General features: G+C 34.2%; 12 protein-coding genes. 6 read left to right on the top strand and 6 right to left on the bottom strand.

All coding sequences use genetic code 11. The annotated features are described in order from the left end of the window. The first annotated feature begins 234 nt into the window (after positions 1 to 234). On the top strand, positions 235 to 1,200 hold the full coding sequence (locus A9G09_RS00470) for a sugar phosphate isomerase/epimerase family protein (RefSeq protein ID WP_065632961.1): 966 nt from the start codon (positions 235 to 237) through the stop codon (positions 1,198 to 1,200). Positions 1,201 to 1,451: 251 nt separating this feature from the next. Then, positions 1,452 to 2,678 carry an MFS transporter gene (locus A9G09_RS00465; protein ID WP_065632960.1) on the top strand — a complete coding sequence of 409 codons (1,227 nt, stop codon included), beginning with the start codon at positions 1,452 to 1,454 and terminating at the stop codon, positions 2,676 to 2,678. A 120-nt stretch (positions 2,679 to 2,798) separates the two neighbouring features. Here A9G09_RS00465 and A9G09_RS00460 read toward each other — a convergent pair whose 3' ends face one another. From A9G09_RS00460 to A9G09_RS00445, 4 genes are all read right to left on the bottom strand, one after another. Beyond that, positions 2,799 to 3,653 (bottom strand): SIS domain-containing protein, encoded by an 855-nt coding sequence (locus A9G09_RS00460; protein WP_065632959.1) that lies wholly within the window; start codon positions 3,651 to 3,653, stop codon positions 2,799 to 2,801. A 590-nt stretch (positions 3,654 to 4,243) separates the two neighbouring features. Further along, positions 4,244 to 5,416 (bottom strand): MalY/PatB family protein, encoded by a 1,173-nt coding sequence (locus A9G09_RS00455; RefSeq protein ID WP_065632964.1) that lies wholly within the window; start codon positions 5,414 to 5,416, stop codon positions 4,244 to 4,246. A gap of 77 nt (positions 5,417 to 5,493) precedes the next feature. Continuing rightward, positions 5,494 to 7,086, bottom strand: coding sequence for a maltose/glucose-specific PTS transporter subunit IIBC (gene malX / locus A9G09_RS00450; RefSeq protein ID WP_065632958.1), 1,593 nt, complete (start codon positions 7,084 to 7,086; stop codon positions 5,494 to 5,496). Between the two features lie 616 nt (positions 7,087 to 7,702). Beyond that, positions 7,703 to 8,338, bottom strand: a complete 636-nt coding sequence (locus A9G09_RS00445; RefSeq protein WP_065632957.1) for an NAD(P)-dependent oxidoreductase — start codon at positions 8,336 to 8,338, stop codon at positions 7,703 to 7,705. A gap of 185 nt (positions 8,339 to 8,523) precedes the next feature. On the opposite strand from A9G09_RS00445, the gene A9G09_RS00440 reads away from it, so the two are divergent. Next, positions 8,524 to 8,856, top strand: a complete 333-nt coding sequence (locus tag A9G09_RS00440) for a helix-turn-helix domain-containing protein (protein ID WP_065632956.1) — start codon at positions 8,524 to 8,526, stop codon at positions 8,854 to 8,856. A 93-nt stretch (positions 8,857 to 8,949) separates the two neighbouring features. Here A9G09_RS00440 and A9G09_RS00435 read toward each other — a convergent pair whose 3' ends face one another. After that, a complete protein-coding gene (locus A9G09_RS00435; RefSeq protein WP_065632955.1) occupies positions 8,950 to 9,483 on the bottom strand; it encodes a hypothetical protein in 534 nt (177 codons plus the stop codon). Between the two features lie 261 nt (positions 9,484 to 9,744). Here A9G09_RS00435 and treR point away from each other — a divergent pair, with 261 nt between their 5' ends. The 3 genes from treR to treC all read left to right on the top strand — a co-directional run bounded on the left by treR (position 9,745) and on the right by treC (position 14,051). Continuing rightward, entirely contained in the window at positions 9,745 to 10,710 is a 966-nt protein-coding gene (gene treR / locus A9G09_RS00430) for a trehalose operon repressor TreR (protein WP_065632954.1), read from the top strand. 165 nt (positions 10,711 to 10,875) lie between these two features. Then, positions 10,876 to 12,303 (top strand): PTS trehalose transporter subunit IIBC, encoded by a 1,428-nt coding sequence (treB, locus tag A9G09_RS00425; protein ID WP_065632953.1) that lies wholly within the window; start codon positions 10,876 to 10,878, stop codon positions 12,301 to 12,303. Positions 12,304 to 12,377: 74 nt separating this feature from the next. After that, positions 12,378 to 14,051 carry an alpha,alpha-phosphotrehalase gene (gene treC / locus A9G09_RS00420; RefSeq protein ID WP_065632952.1) on the top strand — a complete coding sequence of 558 codons (1,674 nt, stop codon included), beginning with the start codon at positions 12,378 to 12,380 and terminating at the stop codon, positions 14,049 to 14,051. 81 nt (positions 14,052 to 14,132) lie between these two features. Here the strand turns inward: treC and A9G09_RS00415 are convergent, their stop codons facing one another. Then, entirely contained in the window at positions 14,133 to 15,194 is a 1,062-nt protein-coding gene (locus tag A9G09_RS00415; protein WP_065632951.1) for a nucleotidyltransferase domain-containing protein, read from the bottom strand. Positions 15,195 to 15,205: the final 11 nt, after the last annotated feature.

Below are 15,205 nucleotides of genomic sequence, written 5' to 3'. Positions count from 1 at the left end.
AAGCAACTTAATTTTTACCGCTTGTCCAGAAAAACCGAATTAGCATCATAATAAATAAAGTGTAAACCAATCACAAAATGTAAAAGATTTTAATTAATTATTTTACTAAAAATAAAATATTTACATCATATTAGCTCAGTTAATTTTATTTTCAGTAACACCTAATTGCTTACATTTACCTCCATAAAAATATTCGTTATAACAAGAAAAAAAACAAACAAGGATAAAATAATTATGAAATTTTCTTCACGTATAAATTCTTTTCGATCTCGCCCTGAACTTTATAAAGCTGGAATAAATATGACAACTTGTGATCTCATCGCTCGCATGGGTCAAGTACAAGGACTCACTCATATTGAACTTAACTATCCTGAACATTTTATAAACCAAGACAAACACGAGATTAAACAAGCCATTAAAAATAACAATCTAAATATGGGTGGTATTGCTCTTCGTTATAATAAAGAGTTTATTGATGGTGAATTTACTAATCCTAATGAAGCGATCCGCGAAAAAGCAATTAAGATTACATTAGAAGCAGTAGAAATGTGCCGCTTTCTTGGTGGAAATACGGTGACATTGTGGTTTGGTTATGATGGCTATGATTATTGTTTCCAACAAGATTACTTTCGTGCTTATGAGTTACTAGTAGATGCATTACGTCGTGTAATTTTACCTAATCCAGATATTCAGTTTAGCTTTGAATATAAACCATATGAGCCTAGAACTTTCTCATTTATTGGTGATTGTGCCTCAACGCTTTTATTAATCGAAAAAGTGGGAGCCCCTAATTTAGGTGTCACTCTAGATTTTTGCCATATGATAATGAAAAAAGAAAACCCTGCCTTTTCTCTATTCTTAACCTCAATACAAAAACGTTTGGTTGGTTTTCATTTGAATGATGGTTACGGTCATACCGATGATGGTCTAATGCTTGGTTCCGTACATTTAATGCAAACTTTAGAGTATATCTACTACGCTAAACGAGTTAATTTTTCAGGTCTCATTTATTTCGATACATTCCCAACGCGTGAAGATCCAGTGGCGGAATGTGCACAAAACATAAGAATGTATAAAAAGTTAGCATGTTTTATTGATAAAGTCGGTATGGATAATATGACAGATATCATCCGTAATCAAGATGCAATAAAAATACAAAAATTATTAATGTCTTTAATTAATGATAACAGTGATAAATAACTCTATACCAAATTATTATGAAGATGCCCAAAAGATATGAGGATGTGACTAAACGCCTTAGATTAAATAGCCTACTTTAAATAAATTAATATTTAATTTACATAAATATTAGGCATTTTAAAAAAACTATAAACAATAATTTTCTTAATTTGTCGAAAACTGTTGAGGGAACAGCATCTTAATATAACTTGAGTATAAACATTTTATCTCGTTTTTTTTATTTTATGCAACCTGGTTGCTTGGAGATTACTATGTTTGATAAGTTAGGTTTACCCAAAAATTTACTATGGGGTTATATTGGGTTAACAATATTTATGATAGGAGATGGGCTAGAACAGGCTTGGATTTCAATATGGATGGTAGAACGTGGACTTTCTGTAGTCCAAGCCTCATACCTCATCACGGCTTATGGTGTCACAGTTACCCTTGCGGCATGGATCACTGGTGTTTTAGTACAAACACTTGGTCCAAGAAAAGTAATGTTTTTTGGAGTTATCGCTTTTGTAATTGGCAGTGTTGGTTTTATCGGTATCGGTTTACGCGATATGGAAATGATATGGATGTTGCCTTTTTATGCAATTAGGGGGATTGGTTACCCACTCTTTGCTTATTCATTCTTAGTGTGGATTAACTATAGTTCCCCTGTTGAACGTAGATCAACGGCTGTAGGCTGGTTTTGGTTTACTTTTTCTCTTGGTTTAAGTGTTATTGGTCCTTGGTTTTCAGCAATGGCGTTGCCAATAATGGGGGAAATACATTTACTGTGGACTGGAATGATTTTCGTTATTGTTGGCGCTTTATTTGCAATTTTAGTGAATAAAGATAAAGTTCCGGATGAAGAGATCCACCCATTTAGTACAGCCGAGCTAGTCAAAGCAATAACTATTTTAAAACGCCCAGTCATGTCCATCGGTTTAATCGTCAAATCAATTAATGGCGTGGCTCAATATGGACTTGCAACTTTCCTGCCAGTTTATTTAATTAGCTTTGGTTATTCAAAAACCGAATGGCTCCATATGTGGTCAGCTGTCTTTTTAGTGGCAATTTTTGCAAATCTATTCTTTGGCTTCTTTGGTGATCGCTTTGGTTGGAGAAATACCATCATGTGGGTTGGGGGAGTAAGCTATGCTATCGTACTAATTTTAGTTTGGTTGGTTCCACAGTTATTTGGGCATAACTTTTACGTCATGGAAGTGGTTTTATGCTTATGTGGTGTAACTATGGCCGGTTATGTACCTTTATCCGCTTTATTCCCAATGTTAGCTCCCGACAATAAAGGTGCAGCAATGTCTATACTTAATTTAGGCGCTGGTTTAGGCGCATTTATAGCGCCCGCAATTACAGCCATTTTTTATACTTCACTTGGAGCTGGAGGCGTAATAGGTATTTATTCTGGGCTTTATGTTCTTAGTGCTGTATTGACACCATTACTAAAAACTCCGGATGAATTAGCAAATAAAAAACTAGCTATAAAATAATTCTCCAACGTTATACTAATAATTCTAGATAATATGGTAATAAATAATTTTATTATCATATTATTCAAAATAATTAAAACAACCAGCAAATTAATGAAATCATTTACTGTTGAATAATGATTACAACCGTTTATTTTTTACTGAATTTTGAGTTTTTAATAAGTTATATTGGCTGCTAGATTTTTTTTGCATGGCCAGTATGGTAAAGATAGCATCTAAAATATTGAGTAATACGATTCTGGTGGTGGCATTTTCACCAGTAATTGGGTGATTTTTAACTGAACAAATTAAAGGATGATGGGAAACGAAAGTAATTGGACTATTAACATAATTTGTCATACATATTGTTGTTGCACCATTATTTTTGGCTATTTTTAGCATATTAACAATATCTGCGGTTTTTCCTGAGTGAGAGACACCAATAACAATATCACCTTTTTCTAACAACGAGGCGCTCATTTGTTGTAAGTGCGAATCACGATATACACTAGAAAAAATACCTATTTTTAGCAATTTATGGCAAAAATCTTCGCAAATAGCACCTGAACCACCACACCCAGCCATAACTATTTTGTTATTATCTTTAATATTAACCAATAACGAAACCACCTGTTTAAACTGCTTCATATCAATCAAGGTTAATGATTCTTGTAATGCTAATATAGAACTTAAAAAAGTTTGTTCCAAAACATCTTCATAGCGAGTTATTAATTCAGCTTTTTGTTGTTCTTCCTCATTAACCGAAATAGCTTTTTTAAGATCGTAAAAACCACTACATTTCAATTTTTTAGCAACTTTAGTTATGCAAGCAGTACTGACTTTTAATTGCTTTGATAATTCAATTATGCCAATGACATTGAGGTTTTCATAATTATTGACAATAAAGTTTGCCACTAAACGTTCTTTTTTTCCTAAAGTAGGAATTAGTATTTTAGCGAAAGAAATAATATCATTACCTTTAAGATTCTTAGCCATATAAATAAACCACATTGTTATTTGGTGCTGCAAAGATAATGATGTAGAAATTTACACTTATATAACTACACCTATTACATATATATTAATAAACAGCTTATTAATAAAATAAAAACTAATCTTTAATTAGAATTTAATTACTGACCCTAAAATCAATCAAAATACCAATAATTTATAATTCAAAAAAATTTGAAAAGAAATTGCTTAACTAAAATATTACTAAAAGTTAAATTTAGAATACTCGTTCATAGCTTAAAATTTTATTCTTAGTAAATAGAATAAATATTTTGCTGAAACTGATATTAACGAGTAAAAAATAACCCTTTATGTCAAGAAAGCTCAATCATAAAAATAAATAATACGTTCAGTACATTCTTAAGCCTATACCATTTAAATCCGTTTAATTTATATTTTTTCAATTTAAATGGTGATGTATTTTAATTATTAATATCAGTATAAAACTAGGTTCTATTTGTTATTTATGTAAAGTGTTACTTACTTAAATAAGAACGACGTTTTGCTCTATCGAAAATACTTTTTATAAAGTTTCAATATACTATATTTTTATATAGATTTTATCTTACAAAAAATCAATCTATTATATCTTTAATGGATTTTATTATGGCATTAACTCCAATTTCTACTTTACTGCGGGCACAACCTACATTTAATCTTAAAAAACCTAGTCCGGCATCTCCATAGGTGGATCCAGGCATAATGGCAACTTTTTCTTTAAAGATAAGTTGATGTTGTAATTTCTCATCATTTAAATGAAACGATCTTAAATCAATCCAAGCTAAATAAGTTGAATCAGGAGGAGTACAATTTAATTGAGGAAACGCTTTATTTAATTCATCAGCAACAAAATTTAAATTAGCTTGCAAATAACTTTTTAACTGAGAAAGCCAAGGTAAACCCTCCTGATAGGCAGCAATTGTTGCAACTAATGACAAAACAGCGGGTGATGAGAGTCCATCACAAGATTTAAGCTGTTGTAGATAATCATTTCTAGTCTCTTCACTTTGGATGATACCGTAAGCACCGGTTAAAGCAGGAATGTTGAAGCTTTTAGAAGCAGAAGAAACTATAGCCCAGTTATTTTTACCATATTGGCTCCATGGAATATGCTTGCCAACCCATACCATATCCATATGAATTTCATCACTAATGACTTTCACATTATATTTATCACATAAACTCGATATAACCTTTAACTCTTCGTGATTCCAGACCTTACCGGTAGGGTTATGAGGATTGCATAACAATAGTATTTTGACATCTTTTTTAGATAAGATTGTTTCAAGATAATTTAGGTCACATTCCCAATTATTATTTTGTTTAATTAAAGGACATGATTGTACTTTTCTTTTATTACCCAAAATGGTTTTATAAAAAGCATCATATGCCGGAGTATGCAATACGATACTATCCCCTTCGTCACTCCATAAAGAAATTAATTTTGATATTATATAAATAACTGATGGGCCATAGACAATCATTTCAGGATCAATTAAGGTATCAAATTGAGATGAAAACCAATATTTAATAGCACCTAGATATTCTTCATTCTTCCAACGACTATAACCTAAAACCCCATGTTCAATTCTTTTTTCCAGTGCTTTTTTGATACAAGGTGCTATTTTAAAATCCATATCTGAAATGGTAAAAGGTGTTAAATTAGCAACGCCAAAACGATCTTGAACATAATCCCACTGTGTACACCATGTCCCTAATCGATTAACAGGTTGGTCAAAATCAAAAATGTCGTTTGATAACGTCATGTCCATATTCCTTGCAAACAAAAGGGAGAGTATAAGTACTCTTCCTTTAGGGTATATAATTAATTATTCAAATGTTTTTGTAAATCATCTTTTACAACTTGAACTTGGGGGCCGATCACCACTTGTAAATTATGATCATTAAGTCTAACCACGCCAATAGCTTTGTTAGCTTTTAATTTAGCATCATCGACAAGATTAATATCTTTTACAGACAATCTTAATCTAGTAATGCAATTGTCCAAAGAGATGATATTATCCACACCTCCTAATGCTTCAAGAATTTCAATAGTGTTATAACCAGAATTAGTCGCTAAATTATTCTTAGCTTGAGGAGTGCTATCGGTATCAAATTCGTTATCACTTTCTCTGCCTGGAGTTTTTATATTGAATTTAAGTATGAAAAATCTAAAAATAAAGAAGTAAATAACAAACCAAAAAGCAGCAACAACGGGTACTAAATACCATTTAGTGGACGTACCATGTAAAATACCAAAGACCACAAGATCGATAATATTACCGTCAGTATTACCAATTGTTACACCGAGCAGAGACATTACCATAAAACCAAGTCCAGTTAAAACAGCATGAATAACATATAAAATTGGAGATACAAATAAGAACAAAAATTCTAATGGTTCAGTTATTCCACCAATAGTACAAGCCACAACACCTGAAATTAGCAATCCTTTTATTTTATGTCTATTTTCTGGCTTAGCGCAGACATACATAGCTAATGCCGCTCCAGGTAATCCCCCTAAGAATGATGGCATTTTACCTTGAGACAAAAATCGCGTTGCGCTCTCTGAGAATTCAGTCGTTGTAGGACAAGATAATTGTGCTTGGAATATGGTTAATGCACCACTAACTGTTTCATTACAGACTTCCATTGTGCCACCAGCATCAGTAAAACGCACCAAAGCAACTAAAATATGGTGTAATCCAAAAGGTAATAATAGTCGTTCGCCAGTACCAAAAATAAATGGACCAAAATCACCAGTACTATTGACAATATAACCTAATCCACTAATACCTTTGGCGAAAAATGGCCAAATTAAAGGCACTAATAATCCCAAAATACCGAAAGTAACAGTTGTAATAATTGGCACAAAACGATTACCACCAAAAAAAGCTAATGCATTTGGCAAACGAATTGCTCGGAATCGTTCATGTAATATATAAACCAAAATACCAACAAAAATAGCGCCTAAAATACCAGTATTAATTGATTGAATACCGAATATCGATTGAATATCATTAGCTCTTAAAACAGCTGGGTCAGTAGTCGGTAAAATACCAGAAATAGTCAAATAAAAGTTAATACTTAGGTTAAGTACGATGTAACCAACAAAACCAGAAAAAGCAGCAACGCCTTTATCTTCTCTAGCTAAGCCTAAAGGAATAGCGATTGCAAACATTACCGGAAGAAAGCTAAATGCAAAAGAACCAACTTTACTCATCCATGTGAAAATGGTAATACAAAAGGCATTATCTAAGAAAGGAAGTAAATCCCGCACATCCTGGCTAGCTAATGAACTCCCAATTCCAAGCATAATCCCACAAAATGAGAGCAAAGCTACAGGTAGCATAAATGTCTTACCTAAACTCTGAAAAAATTCCCAAGATGTTACTTTATTTGTTGTTTTATTTTCCATAATTTCATCCATTTTTATAAAAACACATTTAATTTAGCGCAATACTCTATTTTTTACCATAGATGAAATGAGGGAATTATCTCAATAATAATAATAAAATATAATGTATATGATAACTATATGAATAAAAATAACATTAATAGAATTTGACCAGATTAAGCAGCATGATTAGTTTGCCTATTTTTACCTAAAGTTTAATTTATAGCTGAATTTTGCCTATGCAAACAATAAATATGCTTACCGTGTTTATTGTTTGGCAATTTTAGATTATAAATTAACACTCGTTTAAGCGCTGATGGTCTTAATCAAAAACTTGCAACACTAGTTCGGCTAAAGTGAGCTGAATCTGCAAACCCCATATCATTAGCTAAAGTTGTTAATGTATGACACAACATTTATCATATAAATCGTATAAAGTACTAAACGAATTCGAGTATTCACTTATCCTATTTTCCTAAATTTATCTGTAAATGATTAATAAACAGCTAATCAATCAAATACGATAAAAATGGTTATTATTAGTTGATAAATAGAGTGGTTTATTGGGGGGAAAGGTGATCAGTTTTAACTACCTTACATTAATTAAAACGGCTTAATGTAAGGTGATGTCTAAAGATTACTCAGTAACAATAGTAAAACGTTGTTTAATATGTTTAGCATGTTCAGCTTCGTCGATCATAGCAATTGCATAATCGGAATAGCTAACGTGGCTTTTACCGTTACTATTGAATAAAACTTGCTCACCGCCAGAGGTATAATGACCGGTTCTTGGTCCATCAGCGATAAATTCAATGGCTGGACTTAAATAGGTCCATTGTACGTCATTGCATTTTTTCAATTGATCAAGGCCTTTAGCCATATTATTGGCTAGTGGTTTAAACTCGTCAGGGAATTGAGGTGTATCAACTAAACGAACTGTTTGTTCTGGATTTACGTACAAGCTTCCCGCTCCACCAACAACTAACAAGCGATTAGGTTTACCACTTAAAATATCAGTTAAATGTTTTAAGCTAGTTTGATGTTGTGGAAGGGTTTCGGGCGTCCACGCCGCGAACGCATCAATAATGACATCAAAAGGTTTCAAATCGTCATATGTAAGTTGAAAAAGATCTTTAACTAGCACGTTTGCTTTAGGATCAACTTTCGCATCAGCTTTACGTACAATGGCGGTAACATCATGTCCACGCGATAGCGCCTCTTTAACAATCAAACTACCTGATTTACCATTAGCACCAATAACTGCAATTTTCATTATCCACTCCTTTTTCTTATCTAAATAAAATATTTTAAATTTTGGTTAATGCTTAATTTACTGAGCATCTATGGCCAAAACAATGTCTTTAGATTAATATTCAAAGTTTCTATTGTAAAGTAGGTACTAAGTAGTAATATAGTATCAAATTTGTAACTATTGTTGAATTTAAAGGAATTATTTACATGTTAACCATTGACAACTTACCACCTTGCCCTGTTGAAACCACATTAATGCTAATGGGTGATAAATGGAAAGTACTCATTATCCGCGACTTACTGACCGGCACTAAACGTTTTGGCGAATTGAAAAAATCACTAAATGGCATATCACAAAAAGTGTTAACTCAACATTTAAGAGCAATGGAAAAAAGTGGTCTTATTCATCGTAAAGTCTATGCAGAGGTTCCCCCTAAAGTTGAATATACTCTTACCGAAGTCGGGCAAAGTTTAAAACAAGTACATGATGCGATGTTAGATTGGGGACAAGCGTATAAATCAAAAAATAGTCAGCAATAATAATTACAAATCAACCATAAAGACATACCTAAAAACGCACAATTAAAACCAGAAAGAATGGTAAACCACTTACCATTCTTCAATCAAATACAGTTAGTTATCCACTTCCAGACAACCAAAATAAAATTCACCGGTTTTAGCGTCTTGATCACGACCAATAAGAATAGTTTTTGGATAAGGATTATCAGTAGTCACAGGGGCTGTATATTTATAATATTGATTGATATTGCCCCAAGAAAGCGTTTGTTTCAATTCATCAGGAATTGGCTTTGCCCCAATCGATTGAGCAAAATTATTCATATCCCCTCTAGCGACAGCAAAAAAATAAGACCCACTATCACCAAGATAACGCACAACAGATACTGTAACATTATCAATGTTAAGCGGTGTGGCAAAATGAAATTCCTGATTAATCAGCCCGTCTTCTTCCAAATTTTTAACTTTAATACTGTGTTCACCAAGTCGCGCTACCGTTTTGGCATCGCGCGCATCAAAAGCTTCAGTTTGGCAGAATAAAGCAGCTTTAAATTCATCTTCAACGGTGGCTGCTTTTGGGTTAGCCAATGCCAAACCTTGTAAGCCCAACATAAGCGCTATACCACCGAAAATCTTATAGCGTGTTTTCATATGTTCCTTATAAAATAACGATTAAAATTCTTTAATATTTAATTAAATTTATTTAACAACTAAATAACATATTGCTGGCTTTTGATAAAAGTATTTTTTGTAAAAACATTAACGTTTTTCATCAACAGTATTATGGCTTTTTTTGCATCAAAAGATACTATTTTTTGCTCAAAAGAAAAGTGAGTCATGCAATATGAATATCGCAATTTCCCTTAAACTATATTACTATGATTTAACTGATTTTTATTCACTGAACTAACTATGCGCGAGTCTTCCAATAACTTAACCATTAAAGATATTGCCAAACTTTGTGGGGTAAGTAAATCCACTGTTTCTAGAGTGATTAATCACGATCCTATGGTGAAAGAAGTGACGCGTAATAAAGTCATGGCGATAATTGAGCAGTATCAATTTACCCCATCTAAATCAGCCAGGGCAATGCGTGGTTATGGTAATAAAGTGATCGGCATTATTGTAACTCGCCTTGATTCGATGTCTGAAAATCAAGCGGTGCGCTCAATGTTACCTATTTTTTACCAACGTGGTTACGATCCTATCATCATGGAAAGCCAATTTAAGGTTGATAAGGTGCAAGAACACCTAGCAATGTTAAATGAGAAGCAAGCGGATGCGGTGGTGATATTTGCTTTTACCGGACTTGATAAATCTTTATTATCTGACTGGAAAAATAGGTGTGTGATATTGGCAAGATCATTTTCCGAATATACTTGCGTTTGTTATGATGATGTTGGGGCGGTAACAAATTTATTTAACTATCTACACCAAAATAAAAAACATCAAAATATTGCTTATATTGGTGTAGGTAAGCAAGATCAAACAACTGGCGCACTGCGATATCAAGCTTATCAAGATTGTTGCTTAGCACATCACACCATACCTAATGCCTACTTAGGCAAATTAAGTTACCGTTCTGGCTATAACCTTGCTGAATCAGTTTTAAAGCATTCACCTTCGGCTATCATTTGTGCCACCGATGCTATCGCATTAGGACTGAATAAATATTTAAGTGAAAAAAAACTCAATCATATCGTTGTGGCTAGCGTTGGTCATAGCGAACTGCTTACTTTTCTGTTTCCACAAACTGTCGTTATAGAACTAGGCTTTGATAAGGCAGGTATTTATGCTGCTCGAGAGTTACTTAATATGTTACAAGGTAAAATTACCGGTAGAACTATTACGGTTCCTTGCCAATTAACGAATCAATAATTAATCAAATTCGAATTATACACTAAAAATTGTGAATTGAATCACAATTTGGGAACGTTCCCATTTATTATTTATTGAATTCAATTTATGCTAATTACCTATATAAAATAGCCAAATTATTGATGTAATAAAACAGCGAAAGTACTAATTGAAAGGAGACTTGCGATGGCTAAAGATTCGAAAATATCAACAGAATCGATCATGCAATTAATTGAATTTGTTGGCGGCAAACAAAATATTGCGAGTGTTAGCCACTGTTTGACTCGATTAAGGTTTGCTTTGGTTGATCCTAAAACCGCCAATATCCAAGCTATCGAAGCGTTACCTTTTGTCAAAGGATGCTTTAATAATGCTGGGCAATTTCAAGTGATTATTGGCACAAATGTGGATGATTATTACAAAGTATTAACGCAGCAGTTAAATTTAACTGAAGCAACAAAAGAACAAACAAAAGCTGCATCTAAACAAAATATGTCTTTTTTTGAAAGATTAATTTCGAACTTAGCTGAAATTTTTGTACCCTTGCTGCCTGCTTTGATTGCAGGTGGTTTGTTATTAGGATTACGCAACATTATTGGTGATATGCCCACCATAGATGATAAGCCATTAATTGAAACTTATCATTGGTTAGCACCTATTTACAATATACTTTGGCTACCTTGTGAAGCAATTTTCCATTTTCTACCGGTGGCGATTTGCTGGTCAACGGTGAAAAAAATGGGTGGGTCGCCTGTGTTAGGGATTGTTCTAGGCATAACATTGGTTTCACCACAATTGATGAATGCTTACGATCTTGGCAGTAAAATACCTGAAGTGTGGGATTTTGGCTGGTTCACTATCCAAAAAGTCGGCTATCAAGCACAAGTGATTCCATCGATTTTTGCCGGTTTAGCACTAGGATGGATCGAAACGCGATTACGTAAAATTATCCCTGATTATCTTACTTTAGTGATTGTTCCGATTGTATCACTACTACTTGCTGTTTTTTTAGCGCATTTTTTATTAGGTCCTTTAGGGCGAATGTTAGGTAATGGTATTGCCTATGGAGTTAGATATTTGATGACTGGCGACTATGCCTTTATCGGATCTGCTATTTTTGGCTTCTTATACTCACCATTGGTGATCACAGGTATTCACCATACAACATTAGCCATTGATATGCAGATGACCCAAAATATGGGGGGTACTCCAATTTGGCCTATTATTGCCTTATCCAATATTGCTCAAGCCTCCGCGGTTGTTGGTATTATTTTAGTCAGTAAAAAACATAACGAACGTGAAGTGTCGGTTCCGGCTGCCATATCAGCTTATCTGGGCGTGACTGAACCAGCTATGTACGGGATCAATTTACGTTATAAATTCCCAATGTTATGTGCCATGATCGGTGCTGCTTTTGCTGGCTTAGTTTGTGGTCTATTTGGTGTGTTATCTAATGGTATTGGTGTCGGCGGATTACCAGGCATCTTATCGATTAAACCGATTTATTGGGGAATTTATGCCTTAGCTATGTTGGTGGCTATAGTTGTGCCAATTGTTTTAACAGCAGTTGTTTATAAAATAAAATTGAAAAAAGGCACCTTAGATATTCGCTAAGCACGATTTAATAACCGTTAACCATTCGATTATTGAATGGTTAATTCATGTCAGATTAAAAAAAAGAGCAAACAATGAATACGAATGAAATCCCTTGGTGGCAAAATGGTACTATTTATCAAATCTATCCCAAAAGTTTTCAAGCCAGTGGTACTGGTTCAACGGGGGATTTATTAGGCATTATCAGCCGATTGGATTATCTTAAAAATTTGGGCATTAGTGCGATTTGGTTAACGCCAATTTATCCCTCTCCGCAAGTTGATAATGGTTATGATGTATCGGATTATTATGATATTGATTCGGCTTATGGCACGATGGACGACTTTGAATTATTGGTTAAGCTGGCGCATGAACGTGATATCCGTATTATGATGGATATGGTATTTAACCACACTTCAACAGAGCATCCATGGTTTAAATCGGCCTTAGATAAAACCAGCCCATTTCGATCGTTTTATATTTGGAAAGATGCCAAAGCTGACGGATCAGAACCCAACAATTGGCGATCAAAATTTGGCGGCAAAGCCTGGCAGTGGCATGAGCAATCAGGACAATACTATTTACACCTGTTTGCAAAGCAGCAAGCCGATCTCAATTGGGAAAATCCAACCGTCCGCCAAGAGATTAAAAACGTCTGTCAATTTTGGGCGGATAAAGGCGTCGATGCATTAAGGCTGGATGTGATTAATTTGGTCTCTAAACAGCAAGACTTTCTGGATGACGTGAATGGTGACGGGCGAAAATATTATACGGACGGCCCGAAAATACACGAATTTTTACAAGAGTTAAGCCGAGATGTTTTTCAACCTAATGACTTAAAAACAGTGGGTGAAATGTCATCCACTACGCTTGAAAACTGTCAAAAATATGCCGGTTTGGATGGCAAAGAGTTGACAATGACCTTTAATTTTCATCATTTAAAGATTGATTATCCTAATGGCTATAAATGGGCACTTGCTAAACCCGATTTAGTGGAATTAAAAAAGATTATGGGCTATTGGCAAACAGGTATGCAGGGTAAAGCTTGGAATGCGATTTTCTGGTGTAATCACGATCAGCCACGTATTGTGTCACGCTTAGGTAATGAAGCCCAATATCATACTGAATCAGCCAAAATGCTCGCGATGATTCTTTATGGACTACAAGGCACGCCGTACCTTTATCAAGGTGAAGAGATCGGGATGACAAACCCTCATTTTACTCATATTTCGCAATATAAAGATGTAGAAAGTCTTAACATCTATCAAGAAAAAATTGCCGAAGGTGTGTCAGAGTCTGATATGTTAGCGATTCTTGCCAGTAAATCACGGGACAATAGCCGAACACCAATGCAATGGGATAACACCGCCAACGCTGGATTTAGCCAAGGTAAACCTTGGATTGACGTGGCAAACAATTATCCGAAAATCAATGTTAAGGCTGCACTTAACGATCCTAATTCCATTTTTTATTGCTATCAAACCTTAATCAAATTACGTAAAGAGTACCCAATTTTTATTTTCGGTGACTATCAAGATCTAACGCCTGATAATGCTGATTGTTGGTGTTATGCCAGACATTGGAACAATCAAACATTAGTTGTAATAGCCAATCTGACCGAAAATGCGGTTACATGGCAATTACCTAAAGCATTAAAAAATCGTCATTGGCAAAAATTATTGAGTAATTACCAAAATGAAACAACGTTAGAATCGGAATTAACATTGCAACCTTACGAAGCGATGTATTTTCTATTGAACGAAGATTAATAATTTTAATTATTGGCTTTTAATAAAAGCCAGTAACAGCGTAATCAATAAAGATTACGCTGTTTAATCACATCATACCGACTAATATTGATACAATGACTCTCGCATGTTAACCAGAATCTGTAATACTTTAGCTGAATCAGGTTGTTCAGGTAGTGATGATGTTAGCGATGCGGTTTCAATGTCAACAAGTAATGATTCGGCCATATTTATAATCTCATCATAGCTTAATTGACCATTTTTAATGGCGAGCAGTTCATCACGATTAGCGCATTTATTGGTAATGGTGCCTCTGGTCATTATTTCGTGAGCAACTTGTAATAAGCGAATGGTATGCATCATATTTTTAGCATCAAAATCATTACCATTTTCAATATTGCTACGATAACGCTGCTCATTTCGTTCGGCAACCCATTGCCAGTAAGCCTTATAATCACGACAATGCGATGAAAAACCATCACGATTAAAACTTAAGTAAGCATTTACTGGGGTGCCTTCTTTCACCGACGACAAGCACAGTTCAGTCGAATCATCATGCTGAATAATGCCATGATAACCGCAATCTCCCGATGCATCATAAAAAAGTGCATATAAATCTCGACTATGTGGCACATTCACCAAACCACATAAGTGTTGTTCAAGATGCTTTTCATTTAACCAATTGGTGAGAGGATAAGCATGCTGACCTTGAATGATATAACAAAAATCAAGGACTGTTTTACGTTTCACCTCAACGGGATTATTAATTTTTTTATTCAATCCTTTGGCTTTTTTAATTTGTGACATGGCATAGTGCGCAAAGGTTTGTTTAGTTTGTTGGGATAAAAATAGATCAAGGGTAAATTGCTGCATGATTGGATGCTGATATAAAATACAGTCCGGTGCAGAAGCCAATACTTCTAAAATATTCGGATTATTTTTTAGCAATAACTCAACAAAACGTCCTAATTCATAATAGACAATATCATTGGTTTCATTACTAATTTGCGGAATATACTCGAGCCCATAAAACTTATCTTTAGGTAGATAAAATACCCCTTTGATATCTGTATCTGATGTTTCAGTGGCTAATCCGAACGAACGACTACCACTAATCACTTCAAACAAAATAAGGTTTTGCGCTTTTAAATCATCAATTGTCATTAAGCCTCCCT

It is taken from the genome of Gilliamella sp. wkB292, from assembly GCF_001690235.1.
In the GTDB taxonomy this organism is placed as follows: domain Bacteria; phylum Pseudomonadota; class Gammaproteobacteria; order Enterobacterales; family Orbaceae; genus Gilliamella; species Gilliamella apicola_F.
This window is presented reverse-complemented; position numbering and strand designations above follow the sequence as displayed.